Annotated in this window: 20 protein-coding genes; 8 read left to right on the top strand and 12 right to left on the bottom strand. The window is 55.7% G+C overall.

What is annotated here, in order from left to right:
- Window positions 1-139: 139 nt before the first annotated feature.
- On the top strand, window positions 140-1,066 hold the full coding sequence (gene miaA / locus OH144_RS12085) for a tRNA (adenosine(37)-N6)-dimethylallyltransferase MiaA (protein ID WP_266202494.1): 927 nt from the start codon (window positions 140-142) through the stop codon (window positions 1,064-1,066).
- 72 nt (window positions 1,067-1,138) lie between these two features.
- On the opposite strand, the gene tamL is transcribed toward miaA, so the two are convergent.
- The 3 genes from tamL to pfkA all read right to left on the bottom strand — a co-directional run bounded on the left by tamL (window position 1,139) and on the right by pfkA (window position 9,876).
- Window positions 1,139-3,475, bottom strand: a complete 2,337-nt coding sequence (tamL, locus tag OH144_RS12080; protein ID WP_266202493.1) for a translocation and assembly module lipoprotein TamL — start codon at window positions 3,473-3,475, stop codon at window positions 1,139-1,141.
- Window positions 3,476-3,506: 31 nt separating this feature from the next.
- Window positions 3,507-8,570: a translocation/assembly module TamB domain-containing protein gene (locus tag OH144_RS12075; protein ID WP_266206338.1), complete on the bottom strand. Its 5,064-nt coding sequence runs from the start codon at window positions 8,568-8,570 to the stop codon at window positions 3,507-3,509.
- A 334-nt stretch (window positions 8,571-8,904) separates the two neighbouring features.
- Window positions 8,905-9,876 carry a 6-phosphofructokinase gene (gene pfkA, locus OH144_RS12070; RefSeq protein ID WP_266202492.1) on the bottom strand — a complete coding sequence of 324 codons (972 nt, stop codon included), beginning with the start codon at window positions 9,874-9,876 and terminating at the stop codon, window positions 8,905-8,907.
- Between the two features lie 303 nt (window positions 9,877-10,179).
- Between pfkA and OH144_RS12065 the strand changes: the two genes are divergently transcribed.
- Window positions 10,180-10,608: a tellurite resistance TerB family protein gene (locus OH144_RS12065; RefSeq protein WP_266202491.1), complete on the top strand. Its 429-nt coding sequence runs from the start codon at window positions 10,180-10,182 to the stop codon at window positions 10,606-10,608.
- Window positions 10,609-10,704: 96 nt separating this feature from the next.
- Window positions 10,705-11,019: a hypothetical protein gene (locus tag OH144_RS12060; RefSeq protein WP_266202490.1), complete on the top strand. Its 315-nt coding sequence runs from the start codon at window positions 10,705-10,707 to the stop codon at window positions 11,017-11,019.
- 186 nt (window positions 11,020-11,205) lie between these two features.
- On the opposite strand, the gene OH144_RS12055 is transcribed toward OH144_RS12060, so the two are convergent.
- From OH144_RS12055 to OH144_RS12045, 3 genes are all read right to left on the bottom strand, one after another.
- Entirely contained in the window at window positions 11,206-11,832 is a 627-nt protein-coding gene (locus OH144_RS12055) for a hypothetical protein (RefSeq protein ID WP_266202489.1), read from the bottom strand.
- A gap of 48 nt (window positions 11,833-11,880) precedes the next feature.
- The gene (locus tag OH144_RS12050) at window positions 11,881-13,638 is read right to left on the bottom strand and encodes an SLC13 family permease (RefSeq protein ID WP_266202488.1); all 1,758 of its coding nucleotides are present in this window, start codon (window positions 13,636-13,638) and stop codon (window positions 11,881-11,883) included.
- A 963-nt stretch (window positions 13,639-14,601) separates the two neighbouring features.
- Window positions 14,602-15,792: an aspartate aminotransferase family protein gene (locus tag OH144_RS12045; RefSeq protein ID WP_266206337.1), complete on the bottom strand. Its 1,191-nt coding sequence runs from the start codon at window positions 15,790-15,792 to the stop codon at window positions 14,602-14,604.
- A gap of 264 nt (window positions 15,793-16,056) precedes the next feature.
- Here OH144_RS12045 and OH144_RS12040 point away from each other — a divergent pair, with 264 nt between their 5' ends.
- Together OH144_RS12040 and OH144_RS12035 are read left to right on the top strand one after the other, a co-directional pair.
- A complete protein-coding gene (locus tag OH144_RS12040; protein ID WP_266202487.1) occupies window positions 16,057-17,595 on the top strand; it encodes a sensor histidine kinase in 1,539 nt (512 codons plus the stop codon).
- Window positions 17,596-17,724: 129 nt separating this feature from the next.
- Window positions 17,725-17,913 carry a hypothetical protein gene (locus tag OH144_RS12035; protein WP_266202486.1) on the top strand — a complete coding sequence of 63 codons (189 nt, stop codon included), beginning with the start codon at window positions 17,725-17,727 and terminating at the stop codon, window positions 17,911-17,913.
- A 59-nt stretch (window positions 17,914-17,972) separates the two neighbouring features.
- On the opposite strand, the gene OH144_RS12030 is transcribed toward OH144_RS12035, so the two are convergent.
- Window positions 17,973-19,061 (bottom strand): MBL fold metallo-hydrolase, encoded by a 1,089-nt coding sequence (locus OH144_RS12030; RefSeq protein ID WP_266202485.1) that lies wholly within the window; start codon window positions 19,059-19,061, stop codon window positions 17,973-17,975.
- A 260-nt stretch (window positions 19,062-19,321) separates the two neighbouring features.
- On the opposite strand from OH144_RS12030, the gene OH144_RS12025 reads away from it, so the two are divergent.
- From OH144_RS12025 to pepE, 3 genes are all read left to right on the top strand, one after another.
- Window positions 19,322-19,552, top strand: a complete 231-nt coding sequence (locus OH144_RS12025; protein ID WP_266202484.1) for a hypothetical protein — start codon at window positions 19,322-19,324, stop codon at window positions 19,550-19,552.
- 93 nt (window positions 19,553-19,645) lie between these two features.
- Window positions 19,646-19,906, top strand: a complete 261-nt coding sequence (locus OH144_RS12020; RefSeq protein WP_266202483.1) for a hypothetical protein — start codon at window positions 19,646-19,648, stop codon at window positions 19,904-19,906.
- 279 nt (window positions 19,907-20,185) lie between these two features.
- A complete protein-coding gene (gene pepE, locus OH144_RS12015; protein ID WP_266202482.1) occupies window positions 20,186-20,905 on the top strand; it encodes a dipeptidase PepE in 720 nt (239 codons plus the stop codon).
- A gap of 113 nt (window positions 20,906-21,018) precedes the next feature.
- Here pepE and OH144_RS12010 read toward each other — a convergent pair whose 3' ends face one another.
- The 5 genes from OH144_RS12010 to OH144_RS11990 form a co-directional block, all read right to left on the bottom strand.
- Window positions 21,019-21,471 (bottom strand): hypothetical protein, encoded by a 453-nt coding sequence (locus OH144_RS12010; RefSeq protein WP_266202481.1) that lies wholly within the window; start codon window positions 21,469-21,471, stop codon window positions 21,019-21,021.
- Between the two features lie 7 nt (window positions 21,472-21,478).
- Window positions 21,479-21,916: a hypothetical protein gene (locus tag OH144_RS12005; RefSeq protein ID WP_266202480.1), complete on the bottom strand. Its 438-nt coding sequence runs from the start codon at window positions 21,914-21,916 to the stop codon at window positions 21,479-21,481.
- Between the two features lie 43 nt (window positions 21,917-21,959).
- Window positions 21,960-22,499, bottom strand: a complete 540-nt coding sequence (locus OH144_RS12000) for an RNA polymerase sigma factor (protein WP_266202479.1) — start codon at window positions 22,497-22,499, stop codon at window positions 21,960-21,962.
- A gap of 133 nt (window positions 22,500-22,632) precedes the next feature.
- Window positions 22,633-23,586 (bottom strand): transketolase family protein, encoded by a 954-nt coding sequence (locus tag OH144_RS11995; protein WP_266202478.1) that lies wholly within the window; start codon window positions 23,584-23,586, stop codon window positions 22,633-22,635.
- A gap of 65 nt (window positions 23,587-23,651) precedes the next feature.
- Window positions 23,652-24,998, bottom strand: coding sequence for a vWA domain-containing protein (locus OH144_RS11990; RefSeq protein ID WP_266202477.1), 1,347 nt, complete (start codon window positions 24,996-24,998; stop codon window positions 23,652-23,654).
- Window positions 24,999-25,038: the final 40 nt, after the last annotated feature.

Below are 25,038 nucleotides of genomic sequence, written 5' to 3'. Positions count from 1 at the left end.
AAAAATTGCTTTGATGGCCACCGCTCTTCCGAAGTATAACAAACCGCTGCTGTAGTTTGTGCATTTTGCAGACAATGTGGGCGATAGTTTTACAAGTATGATTTAGTGGGAAAAGGTGGCCGGTAGCTTTACGGAACGCATGAAGAGTATAAACAAGCAGCAGAAGCACCTGGTAGTGGTGGTAGGACCCACGGCGGTGGGCAAAACGGACCTGTGCGTGCAACTGGCCAAGCACTATAGAACGGAGATCATCTCAGCTGATTCCCGGCAGTTTTACAGGGAAATGAGTATCGGCACGGCCAAGCCTACGCCCGGGGAGCAGCAGGGGGTAAAACACCATTTCGTGGATTCGCATAGTATAACCGAGGAGTACAGTGCCGGTGCCTTTGAGCAGGAGGCGCTGGCACTGCTGGAGCGGCTGTTTCAAAAGCATGACGTGGTGATCCTGACGGGCGGCTCGGGGCTGTATGTGCGGGCGGTGCTGGAGGGGATGGACCAGATGCCGGAAACGGACCCTGCGGTGCGGGAGCAGCTAAGGGAGCAGTACGAGCAGAAGGGGCTGCAGCCGTTACTTGATAAGCTGCAGCAGCTGGACTCTTTCTACTTTGAGCAGGTGGATAAGGCTAACCCGCAGCGGGTGGTGCGGGCGCTGGAGGTATGCCTGAGCAGCGGCCAACCATACTCCTCATTCCGGAAGAGCGGACAGCAGGAGCGGCCCTTCAACAGCATCAAAATAGCCCTGAACCGTGACCGTGCCGAACTTTACAGCCGCATAGACCAGCGCATGGACCTGATGCTGGCGCAGGGGCTGCCGGAAGAGGCGGAGCGCCTGTACCCGTACCGCCAGCACAATGCCCTGCAAACCGTGGGCTACAAAGAGATCTTCGACTTCCTGGAGGGCAAGTATGATTGGGACGAGGCCGTGCGCCTGCTCAAGCGCAACAGCCGCCGCTATGCCAAGCGCCAGCTCACGTGGTTCAGCAAAAATCCGGAGGAGTATACCTGGTTTCACCCACAGCACTGGCAGGAGATAGTGGCGTATATCAATGAGAGAATGAGAGAATGAGAGAATGAGTGATTGAGTGGATGAGTGTAAGTATAAAAGAATTCACTCAATCACTCTTTCTCTCATTCAAAATTAGAACGGATAGCCGATAGCGATGTTAAGCACCATACCGTAGTCGCCGCTAAAGCTGCCATCGAACTCGTCTAGCACGAAGCGCTCCCCCTTGGGTAGGAAAGGCACCCGTACCGGTATCCCCAGGTCCAGGCGGATCACGAAGAACTCCACGTCGATGCGCAGCCCCACGCCGGTGCCCACCGCCAGCTCGCTCAGAAAGTCCTTGGCTTCAAACTTAGCTCCGTCCTTATCGGTTTCCCGCAGGTTCCAGATGTTACCGGCATCGGCAAAGACAGCGCCTTTAAAGAACCCGGCAATCGGGAAGCGGTACTCCAAGTTGGTCTCCAGGCGTATGTCCCCCACCTGATCAAAATAAGAGAAGGCAAGAGTATCTGGAATGTTATAGGTGCCCGGGCCAACGCTACGTGCCCGGAAGGCCCTGACGCTGTTAGGCCCGCCGATGGAGAACTGCTTCACGTAGGGCATGGTTCTGGAGTTGCCGTAAGAGTACCCCACGCCCGTTGCCAGGCGCCACACCAGCTGGCTCTCGGTGCCCAGGTTCAGGTAATGGCGGAAGTCGTTATCCACCAACACATACTGCGCAAAGCGGTCTTTGTACAGCACCCGTGGCTCTTCCGCGGTTGGCTTGGGCTTACCCAACAGCGACTGAAACCCGCTCACTACGTTGCCTGACATGTCAAGTGTAATCCTGTCGAAGATGTTGCTGGTGCGGTCTTTATCCATCTGGTTGGTGTAGGTCATCTGGTAAATGCCGCCCACGATAAACTGGTTCTCAAAGCTACTTCGCAGGTAGGGGTTTCTTGCCAGCAGCGCACCAAATATCTCAGTCGTATCTGCCAGGCGCACATACTGCAGGTTGATAGGGGTGGCATCGAAGGTCAGCGTTTCTTTGGGCCGCCAGGTATAGCCGTAGGTGGCGTTGTAGGAGTTGAGTTGATAAAAGTCTGCTCGGCTCAGGAAGTTAAAGCCAAGGCCGATGCGAGTTTGCGGCACATACTCGGTGCGTAGGTTGCGCAGGTTAAAGGGCGATACGATCCTGGGTATGGCCAGCGTGGTTTGCACGCCCAGCTCGTAGGAGGGGATGCCGCTTTTCGCGGGGGCCTCCACGCCCTCGGGCGCCTCTCCCGTGCCACGGCCGCCCACCTGCGACTCGAAGCTGCCGGTGAAATCCACGCTCAACACCTCGGAGCCCCGGAAGGTGTTCCGGTTTTGGAAGGACACCTTAAGACCCGGCCCGGCAAAGTTGTTCGACTTGGTGACCATCTGCGCCTCCGCCCGCAGCGATTTTTTTAGTGCAGGGGTAAGGAATATAAAGGCATCCAGCTTGTCGCTGTTTGTCGTATCCGGCTCATAGTCGATATTCACGAATTTGTAGGCTGCCAGGCCCGAAAGGCGCTTGATGGTCAGCAGGTGGTTCTCGCGGGTATACAGGCTGTCCTGCTCCAGGAAAACCCCATCCAACAGGTGGCGCGCCTTCATGTGCTCCTCGTTCGGGATATAGTGGTAGCCCTGGAAGTCAATGGTGTCGCGCACCGCTAGGCTGTCGCCGAGCGAGTAGTTGGCGAAGATAAAGATATCGTCCAGGGCGTAGGGCTGCAGCGCCTGCGACGGGGCGATGTTTTTTATCCGCATCAGCACATCCACCTGCCTGTCGCCGACGGTGGTGTCTGCGCTGAAAATAAGCAGGTCGGGGCTGAAGTAGTAGTAGCCTTTGTTCTTGAGCTCGGTGTCGATCCGGAGGCGCTCATCGGTCATCACGCTCAGGTCATAGGGCTCCCCAGACTTCAGCAAGGAGGCTTCCCGCGTCTGTTGTATCGCCTCGTGCACCTGCAGCGAGTCGCTCAAAGTATACTTTATATTGCGCAGGCGGTATGGTTCTCCCACCCGGGCCGTCCAGGTGATGGTGGCTTTCTTCTTGGTTGTGTCCACCTCCGTGGTGCTGCCTACGGTGTTGTTAAAGTAGCCCCGGTTGTGCAGGCGGTTGCTCATGACCTGGCTCACGCTGCCGGTATCCACCTGCGAGATAAGCACCGGCGGCTCTCCCAGCTTGGTCATAATCCAGTGCTTCAGGCCTTTCTCCTTCTCGGTATAAAAGGCGTTGTAAATGGCCAGCTTAGGGCGCAGGCCAAGTATAGAGGTGTTGGGCTCAGGGCGCACGGTGGCGCTTAGCTCGGTCTCCAGGTCAGCGCTGCGGTTGCTGCTGTCGTTCTCCCCTTTTACCTTCACACTAAACCCGGTGAACAGCGCATCGTCCTCAGGCACGGTCTTGGTAACGCTGCAGCCGGCCAGCAGCAGCCAGACCAGCAGCAGGGGTAACGTGCAGGCGTGTTTCATCCTGAGCCGGGGGTAAGTTTTTAGCATAATTTTATTTTGTACCTTCTTCCTTAAGTTCTGCCTCTAGTTCTTTTTCCTCCTCCCTTATTTTCTTGGCCGCCTCCAGCCTGCGCTCCTCGTCTTTTCTGCGCCGGCTCTCCAGGTCGCGGAACAGGTCGGAGAAGTTGTTGTACTCGCGCACGAAGATCAGCGCCAGGCCCGTGGCCCGTACGTCGCCGCCCTCAATCACGCCCTCATACTGGTTGCGCTGGAAGGCGCGCACCCGCAGCCTGCCGTCCTCGGTCAGGGAGTACTCCACAGAGATGTCGCCGCCAAAGCCGCTCATGGTCTGGTTCGTCTGGCTGCCCCCCTCCAGACCGATGTCGGTGCCCACCCGTACGGTGAGCCTGTCGTTGAGGAACTGCTGGCGCATGGCCACGTTCAGGTCGGTGCGGCCCTCGGCCGAGCCGGAGGAGTAATCCTGGTAAGAGTCCACGCCCAGCTCCAGGCCCAGGCCGCCGGCGTAGCGGTTGGTGAGCTGGTTGAGCTGGTCCGTCATTACCTGCCCCAGGCTGTTGCGCGCCGTGGACTCAAAGCCGCCGCCGGAGCTGGTGAGCGGGTCTGGGGCCATGAAACGGTTCAGCACCAGTAGCGAGAACACCTGCTTGTTCAGCTCCGACTCATCCTGGCGCAGGTTCCCGAGGCTGGTTGTGACAATGGCTGGCACGCTGCCACGCTCTTCCTCCGGCACTTGTATGTCAAAACTGATTTCCGGGGTCAGCAGCTCGCCTCGCACAAACACATGCACTTCGAAAGGCACCTGGTTTCTAAGCGCGGGGTCTTCGTATTCGCCGATCTGTGTTGAAACGAGTTCCTGCGGCGCTGCTTCCACGTTGTAGATGGCGGTGATGTCCATGGTGGCCAGCAGCGGGTCGCCCGTCCAGTTGATGTAGCTGCCTTCCACGATTTCAAGCTCACGGGAAGCCAGGTCATAGAAATCCATGCTATACTTTCCTTCCTTCACCGTAAAGCGCCCCGACATGTTGATCTCGCCGCTCGGCCGCATCCCGATGAACAGCGGATCGGCGGAGCCCCGCACCGTGAGATTATCGCCCGTGGTAGGGTCTATGATGATCGTGATCGCGGTCGCATCGGTCACCGTCAGCTCCGCTTCCACATCAGCGCCCACAAAGCCGGTTACCTCCGCGGTGTCGCCTTGCTGCTCGGTGATGATGCGCGTCATCTCGGGGTTCAGGTTCACGAATTCCACAATGCCCTCCCGTTCGGCTGCGCCCACCTCATCGGCAGGTATAACGGTGGTAAAGTCAGAGCCATCCAGCACGCGCGCCTTCACCCTTATTACCGGCAGCATCATGCTTCCGGTAATGGCGGCATCGGCACCCACGTACACGGTGCCGTAGAAGAGGCTGTTGTCCTGGGCGGTGGAGTTCAGGGCCAGGAAGCGCTTGGTGTTCACGTCCAGGGCAAGTTCGAAGTCGGTGTAGGTCTGGGTAAGGATGTTCCCGTTAACGATCAGGTCGTTGCCCAGAGAGTCGGTGATGGTGAAGTTAGGGAAGCGGATGCCCTGCTCGTTGAACTCCAGCCGCTCGTTTTGCAGCGTGAACAGCGAACCCAGCATGGTAATGTTAAACTGGGCCTGGTTAAAGTTCAGCTGGCCAAGTATATCGGGCTGGGCCAGGGTGCCGGTAATGCGCAGGTCGCCGGTGGCGCTGCCATCCAGTTGGTCCACCATGCCTGCCATGAAACCCTCCAGCGAGGCCATGTTGAGCTGGTCTATACTTGCGGTCATGTTCAGGAGTGTGGCATCTGCCTGTGGCTCCATATAGCCGTTTACCACCACCTGGTTGTTGTTCCCGGTTAGGCGGGCATCCACGTTGTAACGGCCGCCGCTGCCGCTGCTGGCATTCAGGGCCAGGTCGCCCACCGGCACGCCCTCGTAGGCAAACTCCGTGATAGTAAGGTCGGAGGTGAACGCCAGGTTCCCCGCCAGCATGTTCCGGATGGTGGCCGTGCCGTTTATCGTGCCTGCGATCAGGCTGTCCTCAGGGGCCTGAAAGGTGCGCATGATGTAGGCGATGTCCAAGTTGTCGAAGCTTGCCTCCAACGGGGCGTTGGGTGCTACCGGGCCGGTGCTGTTTAAGAGAATTCCCTGGTTGCTGTGCTGCAGCCGGATGTTGTTGGCGTAAAGCAGGTCTGTGTCGAACTGCAGGAAGTTGTCCTCCGACACAGTCCACTTGTCGCCGTTTATCACCAACTGGTCGGGGTTAAAGACGAAGCGGTAGCCGCGGCCAAGGCTGCTGACTACGCCACCCACCACAAAGCGTTCCCCCTGCTGCAGGCTGTCACCGGCAATAGCCAAACGCACGGCAAGTTCATTATCGCGGGCGGCACCGTCCAGGGAGATGTTGTCCATGTTCAGGGAAGGGGAGAGTAGCCGCTGCAGGTTCAGCTCATAGGCCAGTTGGTTTCTGTCGCCGTTCACTGCCAGGTCCAGGTTCTGTAAAGTGTAATCGGTGTACACGATCCGGCTGATGCGGCCATCCAGCTCCAACTGCTGGTTGTCGCCGTTATAGCTCGCTGTGATGGGCGTGGCTGGCTGCAGCTGCTCCAGGCCAGGCACAAAAGCGGTGATAAGGCCGGTTTGCTTCAGGTTGATGGTGGCGGTAAAATCGCCCAGGTTCAGGTTGGCAGGGTAGGGCGGATCGGGTTGCAGGTCCAGGTAATTGGAGAAGTGCTTCTGCAGGGCTGTTGGCAGCGTAGCCAGCGTGTTCTGAAACTTCATGTCCGCATCCACCACATCAGACTGCACCACTACCTCGGCGGCCTCTCCGGTTTGCTGCAGCGTCAGCAGCAGGGTGTCGATCGGGAAAGTGCTGCCGTTGTGGGCTATGCGCAGTTCCTGGGCCTCCAGGCGGCCGCTCAAGGTGCTGGCATCGGCACCCGTAAAATCCCCCTGCAGCTGCCCCTGCACCGCCAGCGGCTCGGGGTACAGGTTTAACGCATGCAGGTTGGCCCGGTCCAGATCAAGGTCGAACGTATAGGCAGGCTTCTCTGTGTCGCGCAGGTTAAACTTGCCATCCAGGTTAAAGGCCAAATTTTCGTCGTTGGCGGTGGCCCGGACGGTGTAAAGGTTGCGGTCTATATTGGCGGTCAGGTCGATGTCCTTATAACTATAGTTGCCATAGTCGAAGAGCTTTATGTTCGCCTTTACGTTGGCGCGCATGGTTTCCGGCGTAAGGCCGGTGCCGCTGGCCTGGGCCTCCAGGGCTACCTTCCCAAGGCCCAGGCTATCTACCAGCAGCTGGTTCAAGTCAAAGCCGCCGCTACGTACAGTGGCCGTAAAGCGCTCGTTAGCACCCATGTCCACGTTGGCCACCACATTGCCAAAAGAGGTGCGCAGGTTGGCGTTGGCGTCGAAGCTGGTGAGGGAGCCTTTGTAGTTGCCCGTCATGCTCATCTGGGACGGCAGCCGGAAATCAGGCGGAATGGTACCCGCAGGCACCAGTGCCTGCACATCGGTGCGGGTGGTGGTAAAGCGGTCTATGTCCAAGTCTAAGTATAAGTTATCCGGATCCATGGCATTGCGCACGGTGCCGCTCACATCTACCCGGGTATCGCGCAGGCCTGCCAGTTGCAGCGTCTGCACGCGCAGGTTTTCCATAGGCCCCTCAGCCCGTGCCGTAACCTTGATGTTGGAGTTGGCTATACTTCTGAAGGATGGGTTCTCAGCCATGTCCGGCATAAAGTATAGTACATCCTGCATCCCGATGTAACTGTTGTTGATGTCTATGTCCAGCCCCAACTGCTCCGGGTTGTTAGCAAGCGCCTCCAGCGAAGGGTAGGTCATGGCCATTTTGTTCTGCAGATGGCTGTGGCCGGTTCTAAGGTCGAGGTCCGTAAGGCTGGTGTGCGTGGAGTCGAAGATGATATCGGCCTCAAAGTTTTGCAGCGCAAAGCCGCTCTGCTCCTGCAGTGTCAGTTGGTTCAGGGTGGCCTCCGTGCGGCTCAGGCTGTAGCTAATGTCCTGCGCATCCATAAGAATGTCGGTGAACTTCAGGTGGTCGTAGTCCATACCGCGCGGTTGCCGCGGAGCATTGAAGTTATCAAAGGCCACGTCCAGGTCCGACACATCCAGGTCGCCCAGGGTTACCACCCAGTTTACCGGCTGCCCCTGCGCCTGCTCCACCGACTTGTCCAGTTCTTTCACAGTGCGCTCCGGGTTCACGGCCAGCGAGTCGGCAGGTTTATACTTTTCCTGCACATACTTCAGGTCCGTGTTGTGCAGGGCAAAGCTTTTCAGCTCCACACGGGCATTCTGCAGGTCTATGTTGTCTGATACTACTTCGGACTCTCCAAGCGCCAGCTCGATGCGCTGCTCTGCCGGGTGGCTCAGGTAGCTGAGGCGGATGTTCTCCAAGGCCAAGCGGTTCAGACCGAAGTCCATCTCCAGAGGTTCGTAAGCGGAGCTGTCGGGAGGGGGGAGCTTGGTCTGTTCGTAGGCTACCCAGGTATCGGCCAGGCGCACCTCATCCACCAGGTAGCGCTGCTCCTCCAGGTTCAGCTCTTCCATGGTGGTGGTGAGCTCGCCCACGCGTGTTTTGATGTAGTTGCCGCCGGCATCATCCCGAAACACGACATACACATTATCCAGGTTGATAGTGCCCAGCGTTAGCTGCAAGGCCGTGGCGGTGGTATCGGCGGGTTGTGCGGCAGCGGTGTCGGTGGCGAAGGCCTCCATGATGAAGTTGAAGTTGGTGGTGCTGTCCTCGCGGATGTGGAGCTTGAGGGTGGCGTTGTCCAGGTCCACCTTGCTGATATTCACCTCACCCTTTAAGAGCGAAAGGATGGCCATGTCCACGCCGAGGCGCTCGGAGTACCAGAGCGTGTCCTGCTGCGGGTCCTCTACATACACGTCTTTCAGTACCAGTGCGTTGCGCCAGTCCGTGGTGAAGCCGCCAATCTTCACCTCTGTGCCCAGGGTGTTCTGCAGGTAGTTCTCGCCCTGCCTGGCCAGGAAGTTCTGCACCCCCTGAAACTGAAGGGCGATGATGATCAGAAGGAGCAGGCCTACGATAATGGCCAGCGGCCAGAGGATGACCTTCAGGGCTATTTTAGCTATATGTTTGGCAGAGGCGATAGTGTCACAGTTTTAGTTCGTGTATGCTTTTACGGAAAAGTGGATGCAGGGATAGGATTTATGGAATGGCCATCCTCTTTTTTCATCGGCCTGGCAGCGATCCTCCGTTGCCCCAGATGCTGTACGGGGACAACGGCAATATGGATTATCAAAGAAAGCGGGTAGGGGCTGTATTCCTGCTGTGGCCGCTGGGCAAACAAAAAAGCACCCCTGCCTAAGTATAAATAGCTTAGGCAGGGGTGCTTTGATAGGTGGAACCGCTATGGGTGGGCTCTTACAGCGGCTCTTATACTTATACCGAAAGGATATTGACCATCTTCAGGTAGTTCGGGTTAATGAGCTTGTCCTTAGTGATGGTGTCGATGAATGGTGTGTAAACCAGTTCGCCGTTAATGATGCCGGCCATCTCGCACTTGCGGCCCGCCAACAGGCCTTCCACGCAGGCAATGCCCAGTTGGCTGGCCAGCATGCGGTCTGCGGCGGTGGGGGCACCCCCGCGCTGCACGTGGCCGAGTATGGTTACGCGGGCATCCATGTGCGGCAGCTCCTCCTGCACCTTGCGGGCCACTTCGTTGGCATTTCCGGCCTCATCGCCCTCGGCAATGATCACGATAAAGGATGTTTTGGAGCGGTTCCAGCCAGTACGCAGCGTGTCCACTACCTGCTCTATACTTGTATCGGCCTCCGGGATCATCACAATCTCGGCGCCGCCGCCTATGGCGCAGGGCATGGCAATATAGCCGGAGTCCCGGCCCATCACCTCGATAAAGAACACGCGGTCGTGGCTGTCTGCCGTGTCACGTATCTTATCGATCGCGTCGAGGGCGGTGTTCACGGCCGTGTCGTAGCCAATGGTGTAGTCTGTTCCGTACAGGTCGTTGTCGATCGTGCCGGGGGCACCCACTGTCGGGATGCCGAACTCCTCGTAGAAAATATTGGCCCCGGTAAAGGTGCCGTCTCCGCCGATGCACACCAATCCCTCAATGCCGAACTCCATCAGTTTGTCGTATGCCAGCTTGCGTCCCTCGGGTGTCACGAAGTCCTTGCTGCGCGCCGAGCGCAGAATGGTGCCGCCTTTCTGTATGATGTTGCTTACCGAGTGGGAGTCCATCTTGTAGATTTCGCCCTTGATCATGCCCTTGAAGCCCCGGTGGATGCCATATATTTCTACCCCATGATAAACGGCCGCTCGTACAATTGCTCTGATACATGCGTTCATACCTGGCGCGTCGCCGCCCGAAGTAAATACTCCAATCCTCTTCATGGTGTTGTTGTCTCTGTTAGTTGTGGTAATGTTACTCAAAAATAGAAAATCGAAAGTTATCTAAAGTTTAATTTATGCGAGACATCCGCCCTGGTCGTTATAACTTGAAAGGCAAGTATAAAAACTGCCGCGATTACACGACTTTAAATAGCGAAAACCGTATGTTATACCGACAGACTTCACGCTTGCCAGGCGGTGAGGTTCGTAGGCTTAGGTGGCAAGGATGTTCCCTAATTTTTGGAGCAGGCCGTGTCAGCACAAATTAGAGTCCAAGTAAAGTAATTTAACCTACAGAGGCAACGTATGTTCGGTTTTTTTGAGAGCGAAGAGACAAAAAGATTAAAAAGCCATATCGCCAACCTGGGGGCATTGGCTAAAGTTGATGGCCATTTGGATCCTTCGGAGATGAAGTTTATCATCGCCATCGGAGCAAAGCATGGCCTCAAACCGGATGAGGTGCGCGACTTGCTGTCGGATGTTAAGCTGAAGGCGCCGCAACTGCCCTCCAACGACTCCGAGCGCTTCGACCAGATCTACGACCTGGTGGAGATGATGCTGGCCGACGGCATTGTGGACGAGAGCGAGATGGACTTCTGCATTAACATGGCCGCCAGGCTCGGCTTCAAGAAAACGATTGTGGGGGTGCTGGTGCGTAAGATAACAATGGGTGTGAAGGATGGTCTGTCGCGCGACAACATCAAGCGGGAGGCCCAGGAACTGCTCAATTACTAATAATTGTCCTATTTATACTTTATACTTTAGGCTGTAGAAAGCAGCCTCCGGCACGTATAAACTAGAAGTACAAACCTAAACTTGCTCTTAAGCCGGATGAGGCAAAGCCCATACTCTTTTCTTTTTCTCGTTTTATCGCTCTACGGAAGCCTGCTGATGGCCGTGGCGGCCTTCTACCTGCCCGGGAATTACCACCCGATGGTGTTCCTGCTGCGGTTCGGTACGTTCTGGTTCTGTAGCTTTTTGCTGGCGATGCTGGTGTTCCTATACTATACCCGGCGCCAGATTTATACTTTGTCCAAGGTAGATAGGGCTAGGGTGATGCGGCTGAGCACGTATGCGGTTAGCGCGGGGGTGGTGGTGGCGCTGGCGCTGGCCTCTTCGCTGTTCATGCTGCGGGCGGTGTGGTAGTTGCTTATACTTGCAGCGCGATTTATACTTGCTGCCGGCTGCCTTAGCTGCTGTTTGTGCTCTGCTTATACGTATTCTTCTTTACTTACCAGCCGCTATTTTTCCCGGTTCATACCTTTCGGCTACTGCTGGTGTGCAGGGCATAGTACCTGATAGCTTCACCTCCTGCCTTGCGGCGTGCGCACCTCACTCTTTATTTTCCAGGGCAAAACTTTCAAACCCGTTATCCTGGTAAATATAAGCATTCACCTCCTGCCCGACACCAACGGCAATGGCATCGTGCGGCAATTCTACCTCGTTCATGCTGTGTAAATCCTGCACCTGCTCGCCCTGGGGCAGGCGGTAAAGGTAGTATGGGCTCTTCAACGTGCCGCGTTCGTTAAACAGAATGTCCCGCTTCAACTCTACCAACTCATATTTGCCTTCCTGCGGCTGCAGGGCGGCCACGATCACCATGTCCTTGCCTTGCTGCAGCTGCAGAGTCACGTCCTGCCGGGTATCGCCATCAAAATCGCCGCGGGCAAAGGCTGCGTCGCTGGCAAATTCGGCTGCCTGCTGCTGCGCACTGGCCGTCATCTCTGGCACCTCCCAGTCGGGATACCTCTCTGCCAGCAGTTGCATGACCGGCTGAGGCAGCGGCAGTGTAGGGTCGATTACATTCTCATCGGTACGTACAGCGTCCTTCTCCACGTTGGCAATGGAGTCGAGCGCTTTGGCGGGAGGGGCTACCTGCACGTGCTCATCCTGTACCTGCTCGTTCTCGGGAGAGCAGGCAAGTAGACAGAGGGGCAGGAGATAAAGTATACTTTTCATGGGTGTACAGGTTTTTGCTTTTATTGTACTCCCTTTGCATGCAAGCTGTTACAAGGGCCAGATGAGGGGTGTCAAAACAAGGATTACCAGGATGAGCAGCAGCGTGAGCGGCGAGCCAACCTTGATAAAATCCCAGAAGCGGTACTTGCCCGGACTGTACACCAGGATACAGGCCGGCTCAAAGGGCGTTACCAGCGACACCGAGGCCGCCAGCATAATGGCAATGGCAAAGGCCCTGGGGTCGGAGCCCAGCGTCTCGGCTGTGCTGAGCGCCACCGGCACAATCACCAGCGCCGCCGCCGCGTTCGACATCGGCTGGGTGAGTAAAACCGTGAGCACCACAAAGCCCGCCAGCACCGCCAGCTTGCCCATCGGCCCCAGCATTCCCACAATGCCCTCAGCCAGGAAATCGGCCGCACCGGAGTTCTCCATGGCCGTGCCGAAAGCCGTCATGCCGCCAATAAGTATGAGCAGCTTAAAATCGATGGCGGCGTAGGCTTTTTCGGAGCTGATGCACCTGAAAAGGATGGTGGCAAGGGCAGCCAGCAGGAAGGAAATGGAAAGCGGCAGCACCTGGAGCGTGCCTAAAAGGATGGCGACAAGGAAGCAGGAGATGGCGATGATACCTTTGCGCTTCTTAAAGAGCAGTGGCTCAAACTCACCAATGAGGGCCAGGTTGTTGGAGTTGCGTAACTGCGCCAGCCGCTCGGGGGAGCCCTGCACCAGTAGCAGATCCCCGAGTTGCAGCTTGATGCTTCCTATCTTGCTGCGCAGCGTTTCGCCGTGGCGCGAGATAGCCAGCACCACCAGGCCGTACCGCTGCAGAAAGTTTATTTCCTTTATCGTGCGGCCGATCAGCACCGACTGCCGCACCACGAGCAGCTCTGCCAGCCGGATATTGTCTGTTACCAAATCCTTTTCCAGGATAACATCCGCCATGATATCGATGCCCTTGGTTTCCTTCACCTTTATCAGATTGTCCAGATCACCTTCCACCAGCAGCACATCGCCCTCGCGTATGCGCGTGCGGAAGTCGGGCAGGAAGTTATCTTTACCGCGGATAATGTTAAGGATGCGGAAGTTGAGCGAGGTAAGGTCGGAGGCGAATACCAGCTGCCCCACCAGCGGCGACTCTGGCTGTACCACAATCTCGGTCAGGTACTTCTGCAGTTTATACTCTTCGGTCAGCTCCTGGTCTTCGTGGCTGGGCAGCAGGCGCTGCCCGACGGTCATCATGTACCCTACCCCGACCAGGAAAATTATGAACCCGACGCCCGAAATCTCGAAGATGCCAATGGGGGACAGGCCCGTCTTGGCGATATAGCCGCTCACGGCCACGTTGGTGGAGGTGCCAATGAGGGTGCAGGTGCCGCCAAGTATGGCTGCGAAGGCCAGCGGCATCAGCAGCTTGGAGGCATTGGTGTTGATGCGTTTGGAAAGGCCTACCAAGGGCGTAACGAACATGGCCGTCACGGTGGTGTTGTTCATAAACGCCGAAACAAAGCCCGTCACGACCATGATAATCAGCAGCATCAGGCTGGAACTGTGCTCGGCCAGCCGCGCCAGGCGCACGACGGCGAAATCAAGTATGCCCGTCTCCTGCAGGGCAGCGCTGAGTATAAAGATGGAAGCAATGATGATAATGAAGTCGCTGCTGAAGCCGGCAAAAGCCTCCTCGGCAGAGATGATGCGCGCGCCTGCCAGAATGATGAGCATCAGCAGTGTCACGATCTCGATCGAGAGCATCTCAGTGGCAAACAGCACGATAGCAATCGCCAGCAGTGTCAGCACAAGGGCTATTTCCATAAGGTTCCGTTGATTTTCCTATACCCTGGGAGAAAGTATAGCCCCGGTTTTTACGTGCAATTGGTGCTGCGGTTGCTGGCAGGGGGGGAGTTGGTTAGTAGTTGTTCGTGATTTGTCGTTAGGGATGAGTTGAGAGAAAGCATACTTTCCTGCCGCGCGCTTTCAGCTCGTGGCTTTGCATGGGGTCAGCTTTCAGCTGGCGAAAGTATAGCGCTTGCAGGCTTAAAGCCACCTTCTACTCTGGCGCAAGCGTTCGCCTGTGCCTTTATACTTGAGCTATACTTTTATACTTTATATTATCGCTGGCGCGGGTTTGCAGCCCGTGCCTATTATAATGTCGGGTTTATAACCCGACTGGCTCACAGAGCCATACTTATACTTGGGCTATATTTTTATACTTCTCTAGCGCAAGCGTCCGCTTGTGCTTTTTCTTAGCCTCTGCTTGCTTTAACCTGAACCTAGCTATACTTCCAAACTCCTGTTGAACCTCAAGACTTACTTGCCTACAGTTGCATTTTATACTTTGGCTCCCTCCAGCCCGGGAGGGCTCGTCTTCCCGCATCGCGTGGTGTACATTTCCTTTGCTTGACCTGCGGTCTCCGCAATTTCGCTAAAGCGAAACCGGAAATCTACAAGGCGCTCAACCCAAGGACTGGGATCAGATTCGATAGCTGTGGTAATTTGTCATCTCGACCTATGGGAGAGACCTCTTTAGAATTCCGGATAGATCTCTCGCGCTGCTCGAGATGACAATAAAGTATAGTAAGTATGATTCCCTTCCTTGGAGGGGCCAGGGGTGGGCTTATTCTTGTAAGTACAGGCTCCCTCCCCTGTTCTTAGGGGAGGGCGGGGGTGGGGTGAAACTCCCCTCCTTAGACAAGGAGGGGCAGGCGTGGTTGGACCCGGTACTCATAAAAAGAGAGGCAAGGTGTTGCGTCTCTAGGGGTATACATACTATGATACTTATTCTGCTGTCGCCTCCTCGATAGAGCGAAGTATAACGGCGCAGGCCTCGCGAATTTCTTCCTCGGTGATGACCAGCGGGGGTGCGATGCGCATGGAGTTATCGCAGAACAGGAACCAGTCGGTGAGCACGCCGTTGAGGATGGCACGGTCAATGACAGCCTTCAGCACCTCGAAGCTCTCAAACTCGGCAGCCATCATCAGGCCGCAGTTGCGAATTTCTTTGATGCGCGGGTGCACCAGCAGCTCTTTGAACAGCGCCGCCTTCTCCTGAACTCCTTCCAGCAGTTTCTCCTCCAGGATGGTGTGCAGGGTAGCCAGCGAGGCGGCGCAGCTTACCGGGTGGCCGCCAAAAGTGGTGCAGTGGCCAAGGATAGGGTCGGTTTTAAAGGCGGCCATAATCTCCTGCGGTGCAATGAAGGCCCCGATCGGCATGCCGCCGCCCATCCCTTTGGCGCAAAGCAGAATATCGGGCTCCACACCGAACTGCTCGAAGGCCCAGAAAGTGCCGGTGCGGCCAAAGCCGCATTGTATCTCGTCGAGGATCAGCAGGGCACCCACTTCGGAGCAGCGCCGGCGCAGGTGCTGCAGGTAATCGTCTTTGGCCACCCGCACGCCTGCCTCGCCCTGTACGGTCTCGATGATAACAGCGGCCGTGCGGGTGGTTATACTTTGCAGGTCGGGGAGGTGGTTGTAGTGGATGTGGCGCACATCGGGCAGCAGTGGCCGGAATGCGTTCTTGAAGCCCTCGCTTCCATTTATCGATAAGGCTCCCTGCGTGGAGCCATGGTAGGCGTTGCGGCAGGAGACAAGCTCGGTGCGGCTGGTATAGCGCTTGGCCAGCTTCAGGGCACCCTCCACAGCCTCTGTACCGGAGTTCAGGAAGTATACGTTGTTGAGGCGCGCCGGCAGGGTGGCGGTAATCGCCTGTGCCAGTTGCGCCTGTGGGGCCTGTACAAACTCGCCGTACACCATAAGGTGCAGGTACTTATCCAGCTGCTCGTGTATGGCTTTTAGCACGCGCGGGTGCCGGTGCCCCACGTTGCTCACGCCTATGCCCGAGATCAGGTCGAGGTAGCGCTCGCCCTGTGCGCCATACATGTATACCCCCTCTGCCTTCTCCACCTCTATCATCAGCGGGAAGTCTGATGTCTGCGCCACGTTCTGCAGAAACAATTGCCTCATCGAAATCATAGCACAAAGATACGTAAATAAGTGCAGAAGAAAGCGGGGTGGACGGGGACAGGAAAACAAGACAACGACCTGAAGTTACACGGGATTTGGATTGTTTTGAGTCAGTAACGTGTAATTTTTGCACAATATAAAGGAATTGGATATTTAATTACCTCATACTTTTTTCGTTCGAACATTCATTCCTAGTTTTAGTATTATCACTATTCTAAACATGTGTTTCTTTTGTGTTAACAGCCAGCTTGAAACTGGCCAACTTCTTAAATGAGCAAGGAAAACCACATTCTCAAAGACTCCTCCGAGCTACTGTCGGATAACCAGGATCTGTACAGACTGCTCGTGCAGGGGGTGCATGATTACGCCATTTTTCTATTGAGCCCAACTGGGATCATACTAACCTGGAACTCCGGTGCCGAAAAGATCAAGGGCTATAGGGCAGAGGAGATAGTAGGCCAGCACTTCTCAAAATTTTACCCGGAGGCAGCTTTACGCATCAACCACCCCGAACTGGAACTAAAGTATGCCCAGGAGCATGGCCGTTTTGAAGAGGAAGGCTGGCGCCTGAAAAAGGACGGGTCTAAGTTTTGGGCAAACGTGATCATCACGGCCATTCGCAGCGCCGAGGATGGCAGGCTGATCGGCTTCTCTAAGATTACGCGCGACCTTACCGAACGGAAGATACTGGAAGATAAACTCTCGAGGACCATGGCGGAGCTCCGGGATAGCGAAGAGCGGGCCCGGCTGCTAACAGAGGGTGTGCGGGATTATGCCATCTTTATGCTTACCCCCGACGGCATTGTGGCCTCCTGGAACCGGGGTGCCGAGAAGATAAAAGGCTACAAGGCAGAGGAAATCATAGGCAAGCACTTTTCCAATTTTTATACCCAGGATGCCAGGGAGAAAAAATATACAGACTATGAGATAAGCAAAGCCCTACAGGATGGACGCTTTGAGGATGAAGGCTGGCGCGTACGCAAAGATGGCAGCACGTTTTGGGCAAATGTGATCATCACGCCGGTCTACAACGCAGAGAGAAAGCTCCTTGGTTTCTCCAAGATCACCCGCGACAACTCGGAGAAGAGGAAGAACGAGGAGCTGATGCGAAAGAACAAGGAGCTGCACAAGATCAACACCGACCTGGACAACTTTGTTTACACCGCCTCCCACGACCTGAAGGCGCCCATCTCCAACCTGGAGGGACTGGTCTCTTTACTGAAGTCGGACCTGGGGCCGGACCTGGAGAAGCACCAGGAGGTGATCACCCGCATTGATAGATCCATCCACCGCCTGAACAGCATCATATTAGACCTGACGGATATATCCAGGGTGCAGTATGAGGAGCACCAGGTGGAGAAGGTGCAGTTAGAGGAGTTGATGACGGATGTGGAAGACAGCCTGGAGAACCTTATCTTCTCCTGCAACGCCGTTATTGAGAAAGATTTTTCGGCTCTCGGTTACTTAAATTATTCCCGCAAAAACCTGCGGAGCATCCTCTTCAACCTAGTTTCCAACGCCATAAAGTACGCCTCGCCTGAGCGCCGCCCGCTTATCAGAATCAAAACGGAAAAGCAGGAAGGGCAGTGTGTGCTGTCGGTGTCTGATAATGGTCTGGGCATAGATGAAAAACACAAGAAAAAGATCTTTTCGATGTTCAGACGCCTGCATACGCATGTGGAGGGCACGGGCCTGGGGCTATACCTTGTCAGGCGCATCCTGGATAACTCTGAGGACAAAATAGAGGTGGAGAGTGAAGTTGGGAAAGGCTCTACCTTCCGGTTATACTTCCATCAGCGCCAGTCCTAGTTTATACTTCTACTACAGAGCTACAGCAAGGGCAAAGTATAATTCTGATCTCTTTGTGAAGTATACCCGTACACTGATGTGAGCCAGAGGATGCGGAACAGATGTATCACTTAATTGAAAGGAGAGAAAATGCCAAGAGGAGATAAATCTGCTTACACCGATAAGCAGAAACGCAAAGCCGAGCACATTGAGGAAGGATACGAAAAGCGCGGCGTGAGCCAAGAAGAAGCAGAGAAGCGTGCTTGGGCGACCGTGAACAAGCAAGACGGCGGCGGAAACAAAAGCGGCTCGGGCAGGAAGAACCATCCAGGCAGCTAATGAAGCAAGAAGTATAAACGCAAAAGGGCCAGGAAGTATCATCCTGGCCCTTTTGCGTTTTAAGGATAGTTATTCGTATGTTCCGTTGGGATGTCGTAATCCGGTGGGGTATCGCGCAGGGCGCGGTTATGCGAGTAAGGCCGCCGCGCCATGCTGTGCCGCGACTTCATGCGGTAGTCGCCATCGCCTTTCTTGTCGTTACTTCGTTTGCTCAGGGCTACCCAGGCGGCACCCGCCAGCGCCACGGCACCTGCCACAGCCAGCACAGTAGGCACCGGGTTGCTGACCGGCGGCGGCACCGACACCACGCCATACTCATCTACCACGGCGGGCTCATGTACATAGCGCCCGTGCCTGGGCACGGCCACCAGCCAGAAATCATGCACCAACCGATCGAGTTGCTGCCGTAGCTCCTCGCCCTGCATGGGCATTCCGTGGCCCGAGGCGGCTATCTCCGGGTTCAGGTTGCTGAGGGTTTCCACGGAATGGTGGGCAGAGCCCCAATCAGGCGTGAAGTAGGCCGGTGGCCCGTGCACCTCGCGCTTCTGGGTCATTACGGCGATGGCCGATTCGCCATGGCGCGTCACGAAGGCATCCCCTACTAGCAACGTGCGGTCTTCTTCGCGGAACAGGGAAACGTGCCCCGCCGTATGGCCGGGGGTGTGCACCCAGCGCCATCCCTCCAGGCCCGGTACGCTGCCGTCCGGGGGGAGCAACTCCACGCGGTTCCTGATGTCGATCGGCTTTTTAGGGTACGTAAACGACAGATAGGCCATGGCACCGCCGCCCACGCTTGGGTCTGGCGGCGGGTAGCTGGACTGCCCGGTCAGGTACGGCAGCTCCATCGGGTGGGCGTACACGGGAACGTCCCATTCCTCTGCCAGTTCCTTAACAGCACCAACGTGGTCGAAGTGCCCGTGGGTGAGCACAATGGCGCTCGGCTTGCTGTCAGGCCCGAAGATCTCTGCCGCTGCCTGTTTTATCTTGCTTGCAGAGCCGGGCACGCCCGTATCCACCAGCACCCAGGAGCCATCGGGGTTGGCGGCGAAGTATAGGTTCACGAAGATAGTTTGGAGCCCCCATACCCGTGGGGCGGCGGTAAAAGTGTGTCGTTTTCCGGTTGTGTTTCGTGCTGCAGATGCCTCCATAAGCTTGTTTTTTTAGTGTGTAGAAACCTGAACTTATTCTTACGGAACATCTGCCAGTTAAGCTGCCAAATCCTGCGCGGGCATCAGTTTTAACTTAAATTATGGCGCTGTTCTGGTTTACAGCGCGGGAGGCACGCTTTTTGTGCTTCATTTCCTGTCTGCCGTTAAAATCTGGCGCATAGTTTCCTGGTTTGCAGGAATTATTTATATTAGAGGAAAGTTTACTTAACATGGTTAATTTATTCGTACCCCCAAGCTATATGGCCGTCTACGCAAAGTGTGTGGATGCGTCGATGCCAGCCTTCGAGCCGGAAGAGTGGATTGAGGAAGGGAAGGTGTACCCGGTAAAGCATTTCACGGAGCCCCTGAACCAGGGCGAAGGGTTTGCTGTAACGATTATGGATGAGGACGGGGTAGAGATTCACCCGTCGTCGTCGCACTGGAGCTTTGCTTCCACACGCTTCGAGCTCTACACGCTTCACCTGAACTAGACCAAAATCTGAGAATTTACGTTAACTATAAAGGCTGCCCCGTGCAGCCTTTTTTTTAACTAAATTGTTGGACAGTGTAGCAGAATTTTACCCATGAGTGCCGAAGAATTCAATGAGTTGCCGCCGCACCTGCAGGCAACGCTGGCCCTGGATCAGGGCCATTACCTGCATCATCGCATCAAGGGCTGGTGCAAAATCGACCTCTACTGGCTTCACGACTTCTATGTGGAGCTTTGGTTTTTGTATGACCTGAAAAGTATCGGCCTTGTGCGTGCCCTCACCAGCCACCGCCAGCTGGAGCCATACCTCGAAACCATCAGGCTTAAGCTGAAGACCCAGAAGAAGGATAGGTAGATCTGATAATAGGAAATGGACACGGAAAGTTTGCTGTAGCCGTATGAATCATACTTCTTCAGCCTCACCTGTCCCTGCAAGTATAGCAAGTATAAATTACATCCAATCCCTCTCAAAAGGGAAGTGCTTTTTTAGCAAGATGCGTTGGTGCGGGCCGGCAGTCCGTGCCATTTCAACGCAAGTATAATTTCTGCTGAAAAGAAGTATACCTACATCTCCCTCACCCCCAAATTTCCACTTCCCCTGGCCGGCTCATGCTCAAATTTCCTATCTTTGGGTATGAGCAGAAACTTACTTTTGATAAGCACCTCTACCACGCACGGCACCGGTTACCTGGAGCATGCAGAGCAGGAGGTAAGGGCCCTGCTGGAGGGTAAAAAGAGCATCTTGTTTATACCCTACGCCCGCCCGGGGGGGATATCGCATAAGGATTATACTTCTAAAGCGCGCGAGGCCTTTGAGAAATGGGGCGTAAGTGTGAGCGGCGTGCATGAGCATGATGATGCGGCGAAAGCCGTAAAAGAGGCGGAAGCGGTGTTTATCGGAGGTGGAAACACCTTTGTGCTGCTACGCCAGCTCTACCAGAACAAGCTGGTGGAGCCGCTGCGGGAGCGTGTGCGGCAGGGCATGCCTTACATGGGCACCAGCGCCGGCACCAATGTAGCGGGCAAAACCATCGGCACCACCAACGACATGCCGATTGTGCATGTAAAAACCTTCGATGCGCTGCAGCTGGTACCGTTCAACATCAACCCGCATTTCCTGGACCCGGACCCGGGCTCCACGCACATGGGCGAGACACGCGACACCCGCATTGCCGAATTCCACCACCACAACCAACAACCGGTCATCGGCCTGCGCGAGGGCAGCATGCTGCGCGTACAGGGCGACAGAATGAAGTTGCTGGGGCCACACACGGCGCGTGTCTTTCTGCAAAGCGATAAGCCAATGGAGTTTAAGCCTTCCGACGATATCAACTTCCTGCTGGATGTATACTAAGTATAAAACCCGGGGCATCTTGTAAGGCTTCAGGTTTATACTTCGCTGAAACGGAAAAAGGCGCCCCATTACGGTAGCGCCCTTTCCACTCTCAACTTTAGCCAATTTTAACCTTAATCGTTCGCTCTCTTGTCGTCCAGGCGCTTGAGGAGCATTTTTGTAAATTCCCGCTCACCGCGGTAAAGCTTTATCAGTTGCTTATAGGAGATGACCTTCAGGTACCTGCCAGCGTACTCTTTCTCCAGTTCCAGTTCTTTATCCTTTGTTATAAACATGTGGTCGATGCGCGACTTTGCCTCCTGCTCGCTCAGGGCGTCCACATCCTGGCGGTAGCCGCTGCGGTAGCCTTTGATCAGGCTGCGGCGCTTGGCCTCATACTCGTTGTAGAGGGGCCAGAACTTCTGCGATTGCTCCGAGCTGAGTCCCATTTTATCGGTAAGGAAGGCAGTTTTGGCAGCCTCCACACTCTCCTGGCGCTCCTGCGTGCGGCTGTCCTGGGCCTTGGCAACGGTGCTGCCAAACAGCAGGGCGCAGCTAAAAAGTAATAGAAAGGTAAAACGCTTCATGGGTGAATTAGTAATCAAGTGTGTTCAGGTGGTAGTACTCCAGCTCCTCTTCGGCAGCCGTGGCACTTACGTTCAAGACCTCAGCCGGAAGTTCCTGCTCGCGCAGGGTGCTTAGCTCGGCAAAGTCTGTTGTCTCTATGGTTGTGTAGGCACTCAGGTAATCCACAATCTCGGTATCCGACATCGTGGCCAGGTTCATGAGCTGCCTCTCCTGTCCGGCAGTCATGCTATAGTAGAAAACGCCCACGAAAACCAGCAGCAGTAACAGCAGCGGTGCTATAGCCAGGCGCAGTGGGCGCCACAGGTTTGGCAGCCAAGCCACCTGTTCCTGCTCGCTGCCAGCAGTACGCTCCATCACGCGCATTGGCAGCCGGTCGAAGTAGCCTTCCGGTACCTGGTAAGGGTTGCGCCTGGGTATATCGCTGAGCTTAAATTCTTTCTTCATTTTTATGAACTCTACCTGTTAGATAGGGGCTGCCCCCTATAGTTTAATCCTGCTTTACAAATTCTTCAATTTTTTTTACCGCGATGTGGTAAGATGCCTTCAAAGCCCCTACGGATGTGCCCAATATCTCGGACATTTCCTCATACTTCATTTCATCGAAATACTTCATGTTAAACACCAGGCGTTGCTTTTCAGGTAGGCGCAGGATGGCCTTCTGCAGTTTCATCTGCACCTCATCCCCAGCCAGTTCAGGGCTGGCCTCCACCTTTTCCATCAGCTCGGCGGTCACGTCGTTGAGGGGCAGGAAAAATTTCCGCTTTTTGCTTGAGAGGAAGGAAAGGCACTCGTTGGTGGCGATACGGTAGATCCAGGTATAGAGCTGGGCATCCTGGCGGAAGTTGTCGAGGTTCTTCCATACTTTCAGAAACACGTCCTGCGTCAGGTCGTCGGCATCGTCATGGTCGATCACCATCTTGCGGATGTGCCAGTAGATCTTCTCCTGGTACTTGCGCACAAGTTGGTTAAAGGCCATGTTGCGGCTCTCGGGCTGGGCAAATTTCTCAAGTAGCTCTTTGTCTTCCAACGGGCGGTATCGGTAAACAGAAACGGCGGGCTCAGTTTATACTTTAATTCCGAGGCAACGGCTATGATACTTAAAAACAGAGGGAGATAACGCCGTACCTCCCTCTTATGATGCTGCGCAGGTCTGGGCCTGCTTATTTCCTGCTCATGGCGCGCTCCACGGCGGCCACAATGTCATTCTCCGTCAGGCCATACTTCTCCATCAGTTCATCCGGGGTGGCTGACTCGCCGAAGGTATCGTTAACGGCCACATACTCCTGCGGGGCGGGTTTGGTGGTGGCCAGCGCCTGCGCAATGCTGTCGCCCAGGCCGCCGATGCGGTTGTGTTCCTCTGCCGTTACCACGCAGCCCGTTTTGGCCACCGACTTCAGCACCGCCTCTGTATCCAGCGGCTTTATGGTGTGGATGTTGATGATCTCGGCAGAGATGCCTTTGTCAGCCAGAATCTTTCCGGCAAGTATGGCTTTCCACACCAGGTGGCCGGTGGCGAAGATACTCACGTCGGTTCCCTCGTTGAGCATCACGGCCTTGCCAATTTCAAACTTCTGGTCGGCAGGGGTGAAGATGGGCACCACCGGGCGGCCAAAGCGCAGGTATACGGGGGCCTCGTGTTCGGCAATGGCGATGGTGGCGGCTTTGGTCTGGTTATAGTCGCATGGGTTGATCACGGTCATGCCGGGTAGCATCTTCATCATGCCGATGTCTTCCAGGATCTGGTGCGTGGCACCGTCCTCGCCCAGGGTGAGGCCCGCGTGCGAGGCGCAGATCTTCACGTTCTTGCCCGAGTAAGCCACCGACTGGCGGATCTGGTCATACACGCGGCCGGTGGAGAAGTTGGCAAAGGTGCCCGTGAACGGGATCTTACCCCCGATGGTCATCCCTGCTGCCAGGCCGATCATGTTGGCCTCAGCAATACCTACCTGGAAGAAGCGCTCCGGGAATTCCTTCTGGAAAGCGCCCATTTTCAGGGAGCCGATCAGGTCGGCGCACAGGCCTACCACGTTCGGGTTCTGGCGGCCCAGTTCTAACAAACCGTCACCGAAGCCGGAACGCGTGTCTTTTTTCTCTGTATAAGTATACTCTTTCATCTGTCTATTTTTTCTTAAGCTTATAGAGGGCGCTGCCTGGTTAAATTATACTTTAGCAAGCCTCCTTATCTGTTAAAAATCCTTACGGTAGTGGTTGCGCCCGATCGTATGGTGAAGTCCTGCACAAAAGTGAACTTGCTCGACTGGGCGGATTTCATCCGGTACACTATTTTATACTTGCCGGGCTGCAGGGCCATGGTGACCTTGCTGTTATCCTCCGGCAGGTTGTAAAGCCAGCGCTGGGCGCCACTCTCGTGCAGCTCGTACACGCTGCCGTACCCTTGCACCTGCGAGGGAATGGCCAGCTGGCCTGGCGGCGGGATGGTGATAGTGTTCGTCTCTCCCTGCTTCAGCTCCACGTTACGGAGCATGATCCGCGGCATCGTGAGTATCTCCAGGTCATACTTGCCCGCCAGGTACTTGTGCCGGTTGCCGAAGGGCTGCACGTTCAGGGTCTTCTCAGAGCCTGCCTGGCGCACGATGGCGTTCAGTAGCTTGTAAGGCGAGGGACCATCCTGGCGCAGGTATAACTCCCCCTGCGGCGCCTTTACCTTTATTATATTGTTTCTGCCCGGCCTGATGCTCAGGTTGCGCTCCAGCACCGGCGGTGTGGTGTTCACCAGCAGGTGGTAGGGCAGGAGGGCATCCACGTCCAGCACGTCGGTTTTTCCGTTGGCATCCAGGTAATGCACGTAATCATACTCTGCCTCACCGGTCAGGGCGTTCACAAAGGTCATGTTCACGCCCGTTTCACTGGGGCGGTTCTGCTCGTCAAGCAGCTCCACGCTCACGGTGGTCTGACTCAGCGCCTGCGTCACGATCTCGGTCAGCACCGTCTCAAACGTCTTGATGTCGGCGGCGTTAAAGTACTGGCCTATGCAGTTGAGCTGTTTCTCCTGCTCTGGCTCAATGCCGATGCCGATCACGAAGGGGCGCAGGAAAATACGCTTCCGCTGCAGTGCCTCGGAGGTGGCGCAAGGGTCGCCGCCGCAGGACTCCAGCCCGTCCGTAATCAGGATCACCACGTTGCGGGAGCGGTCCTCCGGAAAATCGCCGGCGGCCTGCTGCAGCGAGTAGGTGATGGGCGTGTTGCCCCGGGGCACAATGGCATCCAGCTTTTTCTTGATAGCATCAGCATTATCCTCCCCGAAAGGCACCTCCAGCTTTGTGTCCTTGCAGTCGTTACGCTCACGGCCAAACTGGTGGCCGTAGGCCCGCAGCGCCACCTCCACGTTGTCATACTGGTCGAGCGAGTCCACCAGGTGGCTGAGCAGGCTTTTGGCGACGGCCATGCGGTCGCTGTTCTCCCACTTGGCCATCATACTTCCCGAGGCATCCAGCAGAAAGAGGATGCGTGTTTTAGGCTGCGGTTTTTTATCCTGGGCAAAAGCGCCTCCCGTTGCCGAAATCATCAGCAAAAAAAGAAGGGAGGCTATACTTTTGCTCCAGCTT

Source organism: Pontibacter kalidii (genome assembly GCF_026278245.1).
In the GTDB taxonomy this organism is placed as follows: domain Bacteria; phylum Bacteroidota; class Bacteroidia; order Cytophagales; family Hymenobacteraceae; genus Pontibacter; species Pontibacter kalidii.
The sequence above is the reverse complement of the archived record's forward strand: the minus strand, read 5'-3'. Positions and strand labels throughout refer to the sequence as shown.